The sequence below is a fragment of the Psychrobacter sp. KCTC 72983 genome (assembly GCF_014280455.1).
GTDB classification, from domain to species: Bacteria; Pseudomonadota; Gammaproteobacteria; order Pseudomonadales; family Moraxellaceae; genus Psychrobacter; species Psychrobacter pacificensis.
The window spans coordinates 1,629,647-1,647,359 of the sequence record NZ_CP060390.1; the positions used below are offsets into that span (position 1 = coordinate 1,629,647).

The 17,713-nt window shown below is 42.8% G+C and carries 14 protein-coding genes; 11 read left to right on the forward strand and 3 right to left on the reverse strand.

What is annotated here, in order from left to right; translation table 11 throughout:
- The first annotated feature begins 202 nt into the window (after positions 1-202).
- The gene (locus PSBA01_RS06960) at positions 203-1,414 is read left to right on the forward strand and encodes an FUSC family protein (RefSeq protein ID WP_186473585.1); all 1,212 of its coding nucleotides are present in this window, start codon (positions 203-205) and stop codon (positions 1,412-1,414) included.
- A gap of 81 nt (positions 1,415-1,495) precedes the next feature.
- On the opposite strand, the gene PSBA01_RS06965 is transcribed toward PSBA01_RS06960, so the two are convergent.
- The gene (locus PSBA01_RS06965) at positions 1,496-2,623 is read right to left on the reverse strand and encodes an ABC transporter substrate-binding protein (protein WP_186473587.1); all 1,128 of its coding nucleotides are present in this window, start codon (positions 2,621-2,623) and stop codon (positions 1,496-1,498) included.
- Between the two features lie 359 nt (positions 2,624-2,982).
- Between PSBA01_RS06965 and PSBA01_RS06970 the strand changes: the two genes are divergently transcribed.
- Positions 2,983-3,795, forward strand: a complete 813-nt coding sequence (locus PSBA01_RS06970) for a 3-oxoacyl-ACP reductase (RefSeq protein ID WP_071002938.1) — start codon at positions 2,983-2,985, stop codon at positions 3,793-3,795.
- 42 nt (positions 3,796-3,837) lie between these two features.
- Here the strand turns inward: PSBA01_RS06970 and PSBA01_RS06975 are convergent, their stop codons facing one another.
- Positions 3,838-4,677 carry a Cof-type HAD-IIB family hydrolase gene (locus PSBA01_RS06975; RefSeq protein ID WP_228724530.1) on the reverse strand — a complete coding sequence of 280 codons (840 nt, stop codon included), beginning with the start codon at positions 4,675-4,677 and terminating at the stop codon, positions 3,838-3,840.
- Positions 4,678-5,070: 393 nt separating this feature from the next.
- On the opposite strand from PSBA01_RS06975, the gene PSBA01_RS06980 reads away from it, so the two are divergent.
- The 4 genes from PSBA01_RS06980 to PSBA01_RS06995 all read left to right on the forward strand — a co-directional run bounded on the left by PSBA01_RS06980 (position 5,071) and on the right by PSBA01_RS06995 (position 7,696).
- Complete coding sequence (locus PSBA01_RS06980; RefSeq protein ID WP_083328929.1) at positions 5,071-5,664, forward strand: hemerythrin domain-containing protein; 594 nt, start codon at positions 5,071-5,073, stop codon at positions 5,662-5,664.
- Positions 5,665-5,919: 255 nt separating this feature from the next.
- Positions 5,920-6,228: a BLUF domain-containing protein gene (locus tag PSBA01_RS06985; protein ID WP_186473589.1), complete on the forward strand. Its 309-nt coding sequence runs from the start codon at positions 5,920-5,922 to the stop codon at positions 6,226-6,228.
- Between the two features lie 231 nt (positions 6,229-6,459).
- Positions 6,460-6,933, forward strand: coding sequence for a BLUF domain-containing protein (locus tag PSBA01_RS06990; RefSeq protein ID WP_186473591.1), 474 nt, complete (start codon positions 6,460-6,462; stop codon positions 6,931-6,933).
- A 301-nt stretch (positions 6,934-7,234) separates the two neighbouring features.
- Positions 7,235-7,696: a BLUF domain-containing protein gene (locus PSBA01_RS06995; protein ID WP_186473593.1), complete on the forward strand. Its 462-nt coding sequence runs from the start codon at positions 7,235-7,237 to the stop codon at positions 7,694-7,696.
- A gap of 303 nt (positions 7,697-7,999) precedes the next feature.
- Here PSBA01_RS06995 and parC read toward each other — a convergent pair whose 3' ends face one another.
- Positions 8,000-10,309: a DNA topoisomerase IV subunit A gene (gene parC / locus PSBA01_RS07000; RefSeq protein ID WP_186473595.1), complete on the reverse strand. Its 2,310-nt coding sequence runs from the start codon at positions 10,307-10,309 to the stop codon at positions 8,000-8,002.
- 773 nt (positions 10,310-11,082) lie between these two features.
- Here parC and PSBA01_RS07005 point away from each other — a divergent pair.
- From PSBA01_RS07005 to PSBA01_RS07025, 5 genes are all read left to right on the forward strand, one after another.
- On the forward strand, positions 11,083-12,810 hold the full coding sequence (locus PSBA01_RS07005; RefSeq protein ID WP_186473597.1) for an AMP-binding protein: 1,728 nt from the start codon (positions 11,083-11,085) through the stop codon (positions 12,808-12,810).
- A gap of 459 nt (positions 12,811-13,269) precedes the next feature.
- Positions 13,270-15,069, forward strand: coding sequence for an AMP-binding protein (locus PSBA01_RS07010; RefSeq protein WP_083603589.1), 1,800 nt, complete (start codon positions 13,270-13,272; stop codon positions 15,067-15,069).
- Positions 15,070-15,251: 182 nt separating this feature from the next.
- Positions 15,252-15,968: a ribonuclease PH gene (gene rph / locus PSBA01_RS07015; RefSeq protein WP_058024458.1), complete on the forward strand. Its 717-nt coding sequence runs from the start codon at positions 15,252-15,254 to the stop codon at positions 15,966-15,968.
- A 119-nt stretch (positions 15,969-16,087) separates the two neighbouring features.
- The gene (locus PSBA01_RS07020; RefSeq protein WP_186473599.1) at positions 16,088-16,579 is read left to right on the forward strand and encodes a hypothetical protein; all 492 of its coding nucleotides are present in this window, start codon (positions 16,088-16,090) and stop codon (positions 16,577-16,579) included.
- Between the two features lie 265 nt (positions 16,580-16,844).
- Positions 16,845-17,609, forward strand: coding sequence for a hypothetical protein (locus tag PSBA01_RS07025; protein ID WP_186473601.1), 765 nt, complete (start codon positions 16,845-16,847; stop codon positions 17,607-17,609).
- The last annotated feature ends 104 nt before the right edge of the window (positions 17,610-17,713 follow it).

Below are 17,713 nucleotides of genomic sequence, written 5' to 3' on the forward strand. Positions count from 1 at the left end.
ACCTCGATTTAGATTCCACGATTTATTAGTGGTTTGTGATGTAAACGTCTTTTGTCTTTTATCAGACAAAAGGCGTTTTTTTTGAGTGATGCTTGGTAAATCGAGGCTCGACTGCTAGCATGTTTTTGCGTACCCTATATGCTTTATCGTTTACCCATTTATCCACTAAAACTCGTTTATTCACTAAAAAGAGTAGCCTTGCGTGAAATCAACCCTTTACCAGCTTATTACTGCTCCATTTACTGAGCCTTATGTTCGCTATCAACATGCCGACGTCTTGCACGCCATTCGCTTAGGAACGGCTGTCATACTGGCGCTACTGGCCAATAAACTCACCAACCTGCCGCATGGTGAGTGGACCACCATTACGGTTTTTATTATCTTGGGATTATTGCAGTATCAAGGCGCTATTTATACCAAAGCCAAAGAGCGTGTCTTGGGTACTCTATTAGGCATAGGTACGGCCCTTGGGGTGCTGTGGTTCATTCAAAATGCAGGTGCATGGCTATGGATCGATTATGCACTTATCGGTATATTAAGCGGCATCATTGGTTATCTGGCCGTTCGTAAGCTTGGCTACACAGGGCTGCTAACGGGTATCACTATGTTGATGATTGTCTCTGACTTGGGTCACAACAGCATCGGTCAAGATGGCATCTACCGCGCGCTAAATATCTTACTGGGTACAGGTGTTTCGGTAGCAGTGACGCTGATTTTACCGCTCAAATCAACGTTGATGTGGCGGTTTTTATTGAGTAGTAATCTTGACGCTTGTAGCAGTCTCTATGCTGGCGTGGGTCATCATATTGATGCAGCGGATGGGTTAATGGACAATGCTACTCAAAAATCAAACCCAATCGCCTTTCCTATTAAAGAAGTACCCGTTGATAGGAAGTTGGTAACAGCGCTACAGCAAATCAACAAACGCCTGCTGGCTGTGCGTCCACATATCGCCGCGACAGCAAGTGAGTCAGGAATCGAAAAAGAGACGCTAGAGACCATTCAGCGTACCCATCGTAATATTATCGGAACGATTGATTTATTATTAAGCGCTGCTCCGCGTTTGGCGAATATCGAAATTGATGAAGAAAACCACGTGTTACTGATACATTATCAGCACGAATTAACGCAAGCCATGCAGCATATGGCGGCGGTACTCCGAAGTCCAAGCGATGAAGTGTTTCGCCCGATTACTCGTATTGCTGTGTCAGAATATCCAAGTGTGCAGCACTTAGCATTTGAGTGGCAGGGGTATTTTTGGTTAACACAGACGTTGCAAACCCAGTTGCAGCAATTGAGTGATCTGTTACAAACCTCTAAGCCACACTGGTTTGCTGCATCTGGGCTGGGTTATCAGCGCCGTGAGCAGCGCCGGATGAAAGAGCAGGGCGGCGAGACAGATTTGCATTTATAACGCACAAAAAACGCTGACCATTTAGGATCAGCGTTTTTTCTTAAAGATTTACTTTATTTTAAAGGTATTAAACCATGGCTATTAGCGCCCCGTTTTTAGCTTATCCCAGTATTGTTGATACACTTGTAGTGCTTCATCGCCCACATCTTCTTGGAATTCCGCTTTGGCTAACACGTCTTTAGATGGGTAAATCGTTGGATTGTTGCGAACGCTTTCATCCATCAGCTCTCGTGCTGCCTGGTTTGGTGAGGCATAACCAATTTCTTCACTCACGATTTTGGCGTTTTCAGGACGCAATAAGTAATCAATAAATTTATGTGCTGCATCAACCTGTTTGGCATTTTTTGGAATGACAAAGTTGTCCATCCACAAGATAGCGCCTTCAGTTGGGTATTTATAAGCCAGGCTCGTTAGACCTTCGTCATTCGCCATGACTGCTTCGCCATTCCACGTCATGCCAAGAGACGTCTCACCTTCGATGTACGGCATACGTGTCGCATCAGAGTTAAACGTTTTGACGTTTGGCATTAACGTTGTAAGCTTGTCGTAAGCCGCTTTGATTTCATCAGGATTGCTACTGTTGCCCGAGTAGCCTAGCGTCAGTAACGCCATACCGAACACTTCACGCACATCGTTGGTAAGCATCACCTGACCTTTGTACTTAGGATCCCATAGGTCGTTCCAGCTATTCACAGTTGCAGGATCGACACTATCGCCATTGATCGCAAGACCGGTGCTACCCCACATGTACGGTATAGAGTATTTATTGTCAGGATCGACTTTGGTATTGGTAAATGACGTATCGAGGTTTTTAAAGTTACTTAATTTAGACTTATCTAACTCTTGCAGTAACCCTTCTTTGGCCATTTTTTCGACATAATAAGTCGATGGAATGGCCAAATCATACTGGCTAGAATCATCAAGCAATTTGAGTTTGGCGTACATGGCTTCGTTGGAATCAAACGTTGTGTAATTGACCGTGATACCAGTTTCTTCCTCAAAACCATCCAAAATCTCTTGTGGCATGTACTCTGACCAGTTATACAAATTGAGCGCCTCAGTGCTCGCCGCAGCGCTAGCATCTGCCGCATTGTCAGAATTGCTACAGCTGGATAATGCCAAGCCAACAGTGGCTGCTAGTAATGCTTTTGGCAGCATACGTCCAAAGCGTGCCGGGCTGCTTGAATGGAACGATGATAAATGGGTCAAAATACCTCTCCTAAATAAAGACAATTCAAATCAAAGATGCGGATAAAAATGATAAGGCAATTAATGCCTAATGTCGCTAATAACACTATTATGGTTATCACTTTGCACAATTTAAAGGGCTATTACTAAGACAATATGTCGTAATGCGCATACATAGCGCTCATGAGACAAATCAAATTTGTCATAACAGCTGATTTGAACACAGATGATAATCAGTCGAATTTCTAAAAAACTGCTCACAAGGTGCTGGGCAATGAGGTGATATAACCATGCTACTATAAACGTAGGCTCAAGCGCAAAATCGCAAAAAGCACTTGGCTCTCAATGAACCATACCACAATAATAAAGGATACCGCGTGATGACTCAAAGTACCTCTACTAACAGACCTGTCGCTATACCAGCATTACTTACGGACAAAGTCGCCATCGTCACTGGCGCCAGTCGTGGACTTGGTGCACAAATTGCTCAGCAAATGGCAACAGCTGGCGCAATCGTTTGTGTCAATTACCTCAACAGTAAAGAGGCGGCTGAGACGGTAGTGGCTGATATCATGGCAGCAGGCGGGCAGGCGTTCGTATATCAGGCGGATGTCACCAAGCTTGAGCAGGTAAAGGCCATGGCGGCTGAAGTTATTAGCCGTCATGGTCGTATCGATATTGTGGTCAATAATGCATTGCCACACTATCAATTTGACCCTAGTGCTGACAATACTAGCATCGAGACCGTGCAGTGGGCGCATTTTTCTCAGCAAATCGACGGTATCGTCAAAGGCGCGGTCAACACTGTACAAGCGGTATTGCCACAGATGAAAGCGCAGCAGATGGGTAAAATCATTAATATCTCAACCAACCTTGTCTACAATCCTGTCGTGACTTATTATGACTATACGACCGCCAAATCGGCGCTGCTGGGGCTCACGCGCAATCTAGCTAGCGAGCTTGGTCCGCACGGCATTCGCGTAAACCTATTAGCAGGCGGCCTGTTAAAGACTACCGATGCTAGCAGCCTCACGACTGAGGAAGTCTTTGACTATATCGCTACCACCACGCCGCTGCGTCAAGCCACCTCAGTTGCCGACTTTGCTAACTCTGTACTACTCATGGCGTCTGATTTGAGCGTGGCTATCACCGGTCAGTCCATCGCGGTTGATGGTGGTTTGACGATGCCTTAGCAAAAAGCTAACGGGTACTTGATATAGGCTCAAGCAAGGTTTTTATTTGGTGGACGCGGCAGTGTAGAACTGCTCAAGCACGGCTTGGATACCATACTCTTCAATCGTACCAGTGACAAAATCAGCACGCGCTATCAGATCAGGCTGCGCATCCCCCATCGCAACCGCAAACCCCACCAAATCAAACATTTCTAAATCATTCATACCATCGCCAAACGCCATACACTCGCTGACATCGACCGCATAGTATTCGCAGACATCTTTGATGCCGCGCGCTTTTGAAGCATCTACTGGCAAAATATCTGCACCGATTTGATGCCAATGTACCAGCTTTAAATCATACTGCGCAAAATCGATGTCCTGCATTTTATCGAATTGATTATTAAAAAATACTGAGCATTGATAGACGATATTTGACTTGTAATACTCAGGGTCAAGAATAGAGTTGGGTGTGATAGCATTGAATGCACGCAAACGGTCGTTTTCATCTGACCATGCGATATGAGTAGCAGAGTCAAACTTATGAATCAAGTCGCTCTGCTGGCAAAGACGCACGATTTTATCTGTTTGCTCATCTGACAATGGATAGTGGCTGATTCGGCCCTTTTTATCAAAGCTATACTGTCCATTCATACAAATAATGGCATCCAATATATCTGCATCAAGCAATGCTAAGATATCCTCAGGCAATATGGCCTTGGAGCGCCCAGTTGAAATCACCAGCTTGATATCAGTGTCTGCCAGTTGCTCAAGGGTTGCTTTATTATGTTCGGCAATGACGCCGCTGCGACTCAAGGTATCATCGATATCGAAAAAGATGATTTTAGGTGTAGAAACTTTGGTATTCATACTTTCTTGAGCAATTTTATCTTCGATAAACATGATGATCCTCTACATTTTAAGCGCTGCTACTAAAGGTAATAGTAGCTGATTACTAATGCCTGAGCGACTTTATTATTCGTCTTATCCTACAGGCTCATTAGCCAAAAATGAGGATGGTTTTGACTAGGTTGTGTAACGCATGGGTCTTACGCTATTCACTTTGATGATTCATAAAATTGCTAACGTATTACCGAAGATACCGTTGACATTCTATGTTTAGACTATATATAGACTACACTTAAATTAAATATTTTTTAGTTCATCTAATGAATTTTATCTAATAAATTACTATGTCGTTTTCTGAGCTAAGTTCTTTAAAGAGGGTTTATTGATAACGACTCAAGCACTTATAGAGAAAATTGAATAAGCAAAATAATTTATAGGGACAAGATTATGACTGCTTCTACCCCAAAATCAAATCATGATGCCATAGCAGATAACACGCTCGATGCGTCTATGCCACGTCACCCTGAGAGCCGATTACAATCAGAATGGCTGTTTTTGTATGACAAACTGCCACCAGATCAATGGTTCAGTAACGACTATGTTTATAAGACATCGTTTTGGCTAAGTATTCACGCTGACATACGTAAACGCCAACACGTTCTTATCCAAATCAGTGATGCCTATCATGCTGGTGATATTGAATGGTTAGAATACCGCTCACAAATCTCACCACGGATTAATCAATATATTTTTAAATTACATCAGCACCATAATATTGAAGATACAGGCTACTTTCCACAGTTCATGCGCATGTACCCTCAACTAAAAGCAGGGTTTGAGATATTAGATCGTGATCATGTGCATTTGGATACACTGCTTAATGAGCTGCAAGTGCTAAATAGCAGGCTAGCATCAAGCAATACTGAAGATAAAGCGCTGGTTGAGCAATTGCATCAGCGCTTAATGGATGCAAGTGAGTTACTGTCGCAACACCTCACTGATGAAGAAGATTTGGTGATTCCTATTTTGGGGCTGAATTAGTGTTATAGCGAAAAATAGTTCAGCTTTATTTTTTATCAGACAAGACTACCGCACTGAATGTATCAAAATCTGTAGTACTACGATGTAGCGATAGGAGTGGGAGTACGCTATCTTATTGAAACTGCAACGTTGCCTCTCTAGAAAAAAATAGTAATAACGGGTAAAAACCTACTAAAAAATACAAAATGTTGTTGATTGTACTTTAGAGTAAAGGATATCTTAATTTAAAGCGGCTTTTGACCATTGGAATCTTTTATGCATAAAGTTATTGATTACATCTCAGAATCTGCTACTGAAGTTTTGGAGGAGGGAGATAAAGACGGTGCAGATATTCTGGTTAGCCTCACATATATCGGTAAAAATCGTGAGAAAGATAATGGCATAAAGCTGACTCGTACCTTTGAGACGGCACGAAAAAATAACGAAAAAAGCAATATCACTTCAGCGCTTGTCATTAAGGATCATTATTTTATTCAAAACATTGAAAACTCGAGATTTTCGATCAAGGAGAGCTTAGTAATTGCTATTTTTGGATTAAAAAATAGTAATTATAGTCAGATATAGATTAGGCTTTTGAGCTATTAGAATAATACAATCACACAGTTTTCACCAACATTTGTAGTAAAATTCGCGGCAGTAAATACTGGTGTCCTATCTCATTAAAAAGGTCATTTCACAATTTAAAAAATAATAATAGATGGTAAAAATTCGGTCAAAACGTAATAATTTCATTGATTATATTTTATAATAAAGAGTATCTTAATTTAGATAAGTATTTTGCAAATAGGGTTTCTTATGCATACAACGACAAGCCATGCTTCAGAGAACAGAAAAAGAAATGGCGAGCACATTCTTATCAACATGACATATATCGCCAGAAATGTCGATCTAGACTCAGGCATCGAGTTGACTCGTGCACTTGAGTATTGGAGAAGGTATTTCGAAGAAAACGGCATCGTTTCAGCTTTAGTTATCAGTGAAGGCTATTTTGTCCAAAGCTTTCAGGGAACAAGACCTGCTATCAGTACTGCCTTGCACAAGATATTAGACGAGCATCCAACTATTTTTCCTAACATTATCAACATAGAAGAAATAGAATCACGCCAATGGGATGGTTTTTTAATCAAACATTTAACGTCAAGTAATGAAGATGAATTGTATGCTTTGAGAAACTTCTCGACAGGTGCTGACTATAACCCTTACCTTATGAGAAGTAGTCAGATTGAGAACTTTTTACATGAGATTTTTGCAGATCAAAAAAAATTATAACGACATAATGACTGAAAAGGTTTGTGAAGAAAGAGTTGATGAGTTGTTCTCGCTACAGAACTCTCAGAGAAAGATATTATAGATGCTGTTTTTAGATTTTTTTTGAGTGGAATTGGAATAAAAATACAAGATGGGTCTTCGAGAATTAATAACTTAAGGTTATTAATTAGCAACTATATAACAAAAAAATAAGGGGCTATTGATTAGGGTAATTCTTAAATAGTATCTTAAGTTAAATGGATTTTTAATTAGATACCTTATGCGTAGATTTATTGAATTCTAATTTAGAAGAGAGAAGGGAATGATTTTAGACGAGAGAAATAAAAACGGTGCTCACATTCTCATCAGTCTAACGTATATTGGCAAAAACCGCGAAAAAGATAATGGCGTGAAAATGGCCCGTACTTTTGAGATAGCAAGACGAAACAACGAGAAAAGCGGTATAACCTCAGCACTGGCCATCAACGACAACTATATTATTCAAAATATTGAAGGTTCAAGACTTGATGTCAACGAGCTGATAACGAGGATTATCACGGAACGTCCACATCTTTTTATCCATGTTGTAGATATTAAAGAGGTAGAGACACGTAAATGGGATGGATTTTTGATCAGATACTTAACACCAACTCCTGAATATGAAGTACATACCCTCAGACATTTTTCGGCAGGTACTGACTTTAATCCCTACCTAATGCCGAAAGATCGAATCACAAGTTTTATGGATGCGCTGTTCACAGATGAACTGCTTAACGATATGTAAATGGAGCGTATCTGTTCGCTACAACTGTGTTTTTTCACTCTACTTTTAATCGTTTCTAGTTTCGGCGGCTCTTAGTTTTAATATTCAAATATGGTCAGACATTTTTCTGCTGTAGTACAAATTTTTGTTCTTGGTAATACAAACCTTTATTAGTACAAAAAAGCCGCCCATACATTGTGTATGGGCGGCTTTTTGCTGAGAATGAGCTGTTTTTGATTTACCTATAAAGCAGGTCGACTGAATAAGTGTTTAAAGTCATGTTTTGTTACTCCTTAATTCATTCTACTGAACTGGGCTTAGGAATTATCCTGCTATTTCAACACTCGTTACATTCTGAAAGCCTCGTGGTAACCGTCCGCCGCGATTACCGCGAGTGCCCGCATAGTTAGCCAAGTCATTTGGCTTGAGTGTCACGTGGCGTTTGCCAGCAGTAATGACGAGGCTGTTTTGTAAACTGAGTGGCGTAATAGCCAGCACTTCTTCATCATCTTTCAGCTTAATCAGTTTATTACCTTTACCGCGAGCCTGTTCGGGCAAATCATCGAGGGCAAATATTAGTAGATATCCGGCATTGGTTACCACTGCGACATGGTCAGGCGTTATCTCTAACTTGGTGGTCTCGTCGTCAGTGTTATCCGCCATTTTTACTGGCGCATCGATACGAGCGACAGACAGCAGGCGACTATCGGCAGCGAGGTTAATGACATTCTTGCCTGCCTTTTGATTGCTGTCTAAATTACCAAGGGTGTTGATAAAGCCATAACCTTGCGAGCTGGCAAGAATGATGCGTTGATCGTCAGCACCAGTCAATAGCTGCTCAAAGCTGGCACCTGCTGGTGGTTTTAACACACTGGTCAGCGGATCGCCTTGACCACGCGCGGAGGCAAGGTTGTGCGTATCAATACTATAGCTGCGTCCTGTACTATCGAGGACGTAAATTTTCTCATTGGACTTGCCGCGCACGTGCGCTTGATAACTGTCCCCTGAGCGATAACTCATACCAGCGGCATCGACATCATGGCCTTTGGCCGCGCGAATCCAGCCCGCTTTCGATAGGATAGCGGTGACCGGCTCGCTCGGTACGAGGTCTGACTCTTTTAATGCTTGTGCTTCTTCGCGTTCTGCTAATGGCGACACACGCTCATTGCCGTGTTCTTTCATATCGGCGGTGAGCTCTTCAATCATCAGATTGGTCAGACTATCTGGATTGTCCAAGTAATCCTGAATGTTGGCGCGTTCGGTAGCGAGTTCATCTTGCTCGCGGCGTAGCTCAATTTCCTCTAACTTTGCCAACTGACGCAAACGAATATCCAAGATAGCATTGGCCTGAATGTCAGTCAGGTCATAGTCCTGCATCAATGTTGCTTTTGGATCGTCTTCTTCACGAATGATACGTATCACTTCATCGATATTGAGATACGCAATTAGCAAACCTGCAAGGACGTGCAAGCGCTTATCGATTTTATCAAGACGATATTGCAGACGGCGTGTGACCACTGAGCGGCGACAAATGAGCCATTCTTCTAAGGTTTCTTTTAGATTTTTGACCTGCGGCTTACCATTGAGGCCAATCATGTTCATATTGACGCGGTAGTTGCTCTCAAGATCGGTGCTAGCAAACAGATGGCTCATAACGCGATCGACATCGACGCGCGTTGAGCGCAACTCTAATACGATACGACAAGCGTTCTCATGATCTGATTCATCATGAATATCCGTCACCCAAGGTAGCTTTTTATCGGTCATAAGTTTGGCGATTTGCTCTTGGATTTTGTTGCCTGAGACTTGGTAAGGCAGCGCGTCAATAATGACTAAATTCTTCTCTTTGGGGTCGATATGAAAAGTCGCGCGCATTTTGTAACTTCCACGCCCTGTTTCATACATCGTCTGCAAGTCTTTTTTGCTAGTGATGATTTCAGCTGGCGTTGGCAAATCTGGTGCTGGTATTGACTGGGTAAGCTGCTTAACAGACAGCTCAGGATTTTTTAATAAACGAATAGCAGCACGTACCACTTCGTTAAGGTTATGCGGCGGAATGTCAGTTGCCATGCCAACCGCGATTCCTGTGGTGCCGTTTAATAAAATATTGGGCAGGCGGGCGGGTAGTGTGGTTGGCTCTTGGATCGTGCCGTCAAAGTTATCTTGCCAATCGACCGTGCCTTGTCCCAACTCTGCAAGTAGGGTGTTGGCATAAGCAGACATTTTGGCTTCGGTATAACGCATGGCCGCAAAGGACTTAGGATCATCAGGACTACCCCAGTTACCTTGACCCGTGATAAGCGGATAGCGATAGCTGAACGGCTGTGCCATTAATACCATGGCTTCATAACACGCGCTGTCACCATGTGGATGGTATTTACCGAGCACATCACCGACCGTACGTGCAGATTTTTTTGCCTTAGCAGAGGATTTTAGCCCAAGCTCGCTCATGGCGTAGACAATACGGCGCTGAACAGGTTTTAGGCCGTCAGCGATATTTGGTAGCGCCCGATCCATGATGACGTACATGGCATAATTGAGGTAGGCCTGCTCAGTGAACTCTGCCACTGAGCGAGTATCCATCGGCTCATTAGGAATGATTGGGGCAATAGTAGGATCAACAACATCAGACATAAAATAGACTTCGCTTATGAGTTTTTAATTAGTATGGTTTATATAGCCAGGCATAGTATGAATGTGAACCGCACCGTATGCTCATTTAGGTTCGGCTCGATACTTATGCAAAAATAAGATAGTGCTATCGTAAAGGATATTGATCCAATTAAAAAGACATGTATCAGAATATACGACAGCTCATGACGTGCTTATACTGGCTTTTATAGACTTTACTTACCATGTCCCCGTACGTGGCTTTTATAGATAAAGTTAAGTATAGTAAAACTAACATTTGTTTTTAATAAATGTCTTAGAGTGACAGTGCCGAATTAGTGACAGAACCAGCGCAGCTAAACCGAGCAGCGACAAAGAGGGAGCTTGATGTAACTTTACGGCGCTCACTGGGCCAGCTGATGCCCTCGAGAGCACAGGCGAAGGCAGTTTTATTATGTAAATATTGTGTCTAAAATAAAAGAGATACTGTGGGTAAAATTCAGTGACATGACCAGTTTTTGTTGGTACAAATAATTGATATTAATGAAAATATCAGCCGTCAAGCCAGTTTGAGAACTCGTATAACAATCTTTTGTATTGAGTAGTCTATATAAAGTGTGTATGTTAATGAACAAAGGGCTATTTACCACTACATTGTTTGCTCATCACCTTACGACTATATCGCAGCCTCGCTTGTCATCATGATGGTGAGACTGCGCTCTGATTTTTCGTCTGTTTATCACACTGTGATTTGCATGAGCTGACGGTAATGTATTATTACTAGGAGAGAAAAGATTATGGAAGATCAAGGTAACCTGATTCGTCGCAACGACAAAGTATGGCTCAAAACATACGAAAAACTTGGCATTCAGTATGATATTGATATGCCGCCAGCCAACACCTCATTGATTGATATCATTGAGCAAAACTTTATCAATCATGCAGGCAAAACGGCGTTTGTCTGTATGGATGTTAAGCTGTCTTACGAAGAGTTGGATCTCTATAGTAAACAAGTTGCCGCTTACCTTCAGTCATTAGGACTACAAAAAGGCGATAAAGTGGCAGTAATGATGCCTAATATTTTGCAGCTACCAGTTGCGGTGCTAGGGGTGCTACGTGCTGGTATGACATTGGTCAACGTCAACCCACTTTATACCAGCAAAGAGCTGTCACATCAGTTAACAGATTCAGATACCAAAGTTTTGATTTTGCTTGAGAACTTTGCCAAAACTTATGAAGATATCGGCCAAGACTTAGTCGATCATGTCGTAGTTGCCTCAATGGGTGATATGATGAGTCCGCTCAAGGGCTTTATTGTCAATGCCGTGGTACGTCACGTCAAAAAAATGGTGCCTGCTTATCATATCAAAGGCAGCGTCAAGTTCAAAAAAGCAATGAACCTTTTTTCTGCTAAAAGCTATAAACGTCCTAACAATATCAGCCTCGATGATGTCGCTGTACTTCAGTACACGGGCGGTACGACAGGGGTGGCCAAAGGCGCTATGCTAACGCATGGTAACTTGGTGGCTAACTTGATCCAAAGCGATACTTATTTAGGCGATACTTTTGACAAGTTTGAGAAGAGTAATGAGCAGCCAGTGATTATGACGGCTCTGCCGCTATATCATATTTTCTCGTTTACGGTCTGCGGTATGTTTGGTCTATATCGTGGTTGTATCGGTCTGCTAGTACCAAACCCACGTGATCTACCAAGCCTTATCAAAGCATATAAAGACTATCCACCAGCGTTTTTCCCAGCAGTAAATACTTTGTTTACTGCGCTTGCCAATAACGAAGAATTCCAATCGCTAGATCATAGCAAGCTTGAGATGTCTATGGGCGGCGGTATGGCAGTACTCAAAGACACGGCGACCAAATGGGAGCAGGTAACGGGCAATATCATCGTTCAGGGTTATGGTCTGTCAGAGACCTCGCCAGTTGCCTCAGCGAACCCACATGGTACGGGTGAGTTCTCAGGAAACATCGGCTTGCCAATGCCTGCCACTGATATGGCTATCTTGGATGAAGAAGGCAATGAAGTGGCCTTGGGTGAGCGTGGTGAGATTAGTATCCGTGGCCCGCAGGTGATGAAAGGCTACTGGAAGCGTGAAGATGCGACCGCTGAAGTCATGACTTCGGATGGTTACTTTCGTACTGGCGATATTGGCGTGATGGATGAAGACGGTTACTTTAAGATTGTCGATCGCAAAAAAGACATGATCTTGGTATCTGGCTTTAACGTTTATCCAAACGAAGTAGAAGACGCCATGTCGACACATCCAAAGATTTTGGAATGTGGTGTGATCGGTATCGATGATGAGAAGAGCGGTGAAGTACCGAAGATTTACGTGGTACGTAGTGACGCCAGTCTCACTGCTGATGAAGTCATCGCTTACGGTAAAGAAAACTTAACTGGCTACAAACGTCCTCGCCATGTTGAGTTTATTGACGAGCTGCCAAAATCGAACGTCGGTAAAATCTTACGTAAAGACTTACGAGCACTCGAAGAGAAAAACCACGGTTAATCTACGAAGGCTTATCTTTAGATAGGGTTTTATCACTGGCTATTTATAAGTACCTCTATGATTGATTGGTACTTGTAATATGCTGAGTAACCAGATTTAGTTATTGTTATAACCAAAATGATAAGGTTGTCTCGTGCTGCCTTGTCATTTTTTGTCTTTGTGCCTGTTGTGCCTGTTGTGCCTGTTGTGAATAGTGGGGCATAAGGAGTATAGATAGAGAATTTTTAGTAAAACTGCTATAGTGCCAGCCAAGAGGTTTTTGCATTTATTTATAATAGAGTGATGATTTTACTCAATATGACTTGCAAAGCGATTATTATAAAAATGATATAGCTACGCTGACCTGTGAGCTCATTTAATACGATTTCACCATGCTGCATCAAACATTACACCATCAAAAAAAACAGAGTTTTTATATAAAGTATTCTATGTTTTTAACAGTAATATTTAAGGAAAATTATGACGGACAATATCAATAAAGAGACAACAGATAATAACGCTGGCACCAGTGATAAAGGCAATGCATCTGAGTATATTTATCAAGACAATGCATTCCCTACTATGCCGACTATCGCCAGTGACAGTCCATGGTTGAGCGCTTATGAGCGTTATAGCATTGATGCTACGATTGAGATGCCAGAGGACAGTACCTCTTTACTTGATGTGTTTGAGCGTAATTTTAACCGTTATGGCCAAAAAACGGCCTATATCTGCATGGGCGCCTCGATTAGTTTTAAGCAATTGGACCTATATAGCCGCCAGATTGCCAGTTATTTGCAATCGCTAGGGTTGGTTAAAGGCGATAAGGTTGGAGTTATGATGCCCAACCTCTTGCAGTATCCGATCATCGCGTTAGGTGTCATTCGCGCCGGCATGATACTCGTCAATGTAAACCCTTTATATACCAGTCGCGAATTGTCCCATCAGCTCCATGACAGTGGTGCCAAAGCCTTATTCATCGTTGAGAATTTTGCGAAAACCTATCAAGATGCCGAAGATAAAGGGCAGATTGAGCATGTTGTCGTCTGTAAGATTGGGGATATGCTGGGTACGGTCAAAGGGGTCGTGGTCAACCTCGTCGCTCGTCATATCAAAAAAATGATTCCTCCTTATCGAATCCCAAATAGCGTGAGCTTTAAGGAGGCATTGGGCGCAGTCTCTGCCAGTAATTATGAGCGTCCTGAGTTGAACTTGAGTGATGTGGCATTACTACAATATACAGGCGGGACGACAGGCGTGGCGAAAGGGGCAATGCTATCTCATGGCAACTTAGTCGCCAATATGCTACAGGTTAGTGCACTGATGAATAGTGCATTCGAAGATGATATAGACAGCAGAGATGTCATCTTGACAGCACTGCCGTTGTATCATGTGTTCTCATTTATGGTATGCGGTATATGTAGCATGTACCAGGGTTATACAGGCTTGCTTATTCCTAACCCGCGCGATCTCGATGGGCTTATCAAAGAGATGGGTAAATACAAACCTTCTTTTATCCCAGCTGTGAATACGCTGTTTAATGGCTTGGTACACAAAGACAGCTTTGCAGACCTAGATTTCTCTAATCTAAAAGCCTCTATCGGCGGTGGTATGTCCGTATTGCCGAGCGTTGCCAAAGAGTGGCATAAAATCACAGGTCTACCTATCGTTGAAGGCTATGGATTATCTGAGACGTCACCGGTCGTTGCTTTTAACCCAATGACCATCGCAGAGTTTACTGGCAAGATTGGTATTCCTGCACCTAGCACCGATGTCGTGCTCATCGATGAAGAAGAAAACGTCGTCGCGCTGGGTGATCGCGGTGAGATATGCGTCAAAGGTCCACAGGTAATGATTGGTTATCAAAACCGTCCAAAAGAAACAACCGAGTCCTTTACCGCTAGTGGTTACCTAAAAACCGGTGACATTGGCATCATGGACGAAAAAGGCTTTATCAAAATTGTTGATCGCAAAAAAGACATGATCTTGGTATCTGGTTTTAATGTATATCCAAATGAAATCGAAGAAGCCATGAGTGAGCATCCAGCTGTGGTAGAGTGCGGTGCCATTGGCGTTCCTAATGATGAGCGCGGTGAAGAGCCAAAACTATTTGTGGTCAAAAAAGGCGATGTCACCGAAAAAGAGCTGCTTGAGTACGGCAAAAAACAACTGACTGGCTACAAGCGTCCGCGTCACATACAGTTCGTCGACGAATTACCAAAGTCGAACGTTGGCAAAATCCTACGTAAAGAATTGCGTAAGATGGAAGGCTTAGAATAGCCTCTATCGTCCATTATTGCCTAACTGACGGCGCAATGGCGGGCGTGAATCTTGCCATTGCGCCGCTGTCACGTTAGGATATCTTAAGATTTTAGTCTACCAGATACCTGTCGGTCTGCTTATTAGCCACTGATAGCGTACTTTTATGACACTGCTTTTATAATATTGTACTAGGAATTTTTATGCGTATTGACAATCGTGAACTTGACCAACTTCGTTCTATCAGCTTTGAGCGCCACTATACTAAGCATGCTGAAGGGTCAGTATTGGTCAGTTTTGGCGATACCAAAGTGCTATGTACGGCCAGTGTCGAATCTGGTGTACCGCGCTGGCTCAAAGGTAAAGGTAAAGGTTGGATAACCGCCGAATACGGTATGCTGCCACGCGCAACCAATACTCGCAATCAACGCGAAGCGGCTCGCGGCAAGCAGTCAGGCCGTACGCAGGAAATCCAGCGTCTGATCGGTCGTAGCTTGCGCGCCATGATTGATTTAAGTAAGCTTGGTGAAAACACCATCTATCTTGATTGTGATGTGTTGCAAGCGGATGGCGGTACTCGTACGGCCAGTATCACTGGTGCGGCAGTTGCACTGATCGATGCGTTAGAAACTATCCAAAAGAGCAAAAAACTCAAAGCTGATCCGCTGATTGGATTGGTTGCTGCGGTTTCTGTTGGTATGAAAGATGGTGAAGCTTATCTTGATCTGAACTACGAAGAAGACTCTAGCTGTGATACCGACCTGAACGTCGTTATGACTCAAAAAGGCGAGTTTATTGAGCTTCAAGGTACTGCTGAAGAAAAGCCATTCACTCGCGCTCAAGCAGACGCCATGCTATCATTGGCTGAAACAGGCATTGCTGAATTGATTAAAATGCAGCAGACTGCACTTGGCTGGTAGTCTGGTATTTAGATAAAATTTGCTGTCTTTATTTTTAGTTTTGATAACTGCCTGTTGGTTTCTGATAGGCATTTTTTTCATAAAAAACACTTTTTACATTTCGCAATAGGTAACAATGCATGCTCAAGCTGACTGATGATGGCGCTAAAATCACCTTACAGCGTCAGCCGAATAATGCTGACAACGGTATGTTTTGGTTTGGATCTGCATTACTGATAGGGGCGGTGGCAGTTGCTATGGCAATGAGCTTATTGTCTGAGCGATTGGCTATCGGTGCGCTGGCACTGCTTATCGTTGGTAGTTTTATTTTTAACAAAAAACGTCAGCAGCATAAAAAAGCCATGAGTGGCATGATTAGTAGCGGTACATTATGGGTGCGAGCGGATGAGTTGGTACATGACAATCTAGGCAAACGTGAACACATTCATTTGACTGACGACGATAAAGTTGTGCTTATCGGTGATGGGCTGCAGATTGTCGATAGCAGTGAGGCACGCAAGTATCATATTACTGGTTTTGAGAGTGCCCAAGAGGCGAAAGTGACTAAAGCCATATTAGAAGGGCAAGCACTGACAAAACGCCACGTAAATATTAAAATGAGTAGTGATTAGTATTTTTACGCCTCAGTCGCTTGATTCATCAAAAGTCACTCCAGTCTCTATCCTATCTAACACCACCGCGCTTTGTCTTCTTTGACCCTTCTGAACGCTCTTCTTTATTATGACCATTCGTCATGATTTTTATACCGTCTATCGCCAATCTAAGGTGAATAGTTCTTGCAGATGCCTGTCTAAATGGTTTATAAGTAAGATTACAAAATTCAATCTTCACTATTATGCATACTGTCATTGATACTTTTTTGATCAGGAGTTAGTCATGTCGCGTTTGCCTATGTCATCAGTCGCAGCGTCGTGCAGTTTATTATTATTCACTTGTAGCATACAAGCCCATGCAGATAGTATGAGTGCCCTTATCGCTCAAAAGTCCGTCCAGTCTGACTCTAGTGCGCGCTATATGTCTTCTTATCCAGCAGTTCCCTCCGTCAAAGTCAGTACACAATCTACTATTCAACGCGCGCGCTCACCATCATATAGCAATGATAGCATGAGCAGTTATGGCAATCAGCCAGCATTAAGTACCACTTACCGTTATCCTGAAATGCAGCGTCAGTCACCCACCGTGTTGCCAGCATTTTTATCAGGGAGTTATGACAATGTCGATAGCGAGTATTTACCGCTATTGAGTAGTGCGGAGACGCAAAGCAGTATGGCTGCCCGCGAAGTGGTCAGCACGGCACGTAAAATGGCACTGAATGAGCGGACGATTATCAAAGGCGGCTGCTGGGATTATTTGAATGCGGTGTTTAATCGAGCGGGAGTTTCGCGTAATACCATACATAAAGGCACGTATGCGCAAGGGCCTTATGCTAGTAGCAGTGAGATTGAGGCAGGTGACTGGCTTTACTATATTAATCATGGCTACAATGGCATTGAGCACAGTGGACTGTTCGTCGGTTGGGTCGATGAGCGTGCTAAGCAAGCATTGATATTAAGCTATGCTGGTGAAAACCGCCGTGAGCCGGCGCGTTATCGTGTTTATGATTTGAGCAATGTCTATCAAATCATGCGCCCTAGTATTTGATCTATAATATTTGGTAGACAGTCCAAAAAACGAATAAAAAAGCGTCCGTCACTTATGGAAGTGGCGGACGCTTTTTATTGGTAGGTCATCAGTTATAAGCATTT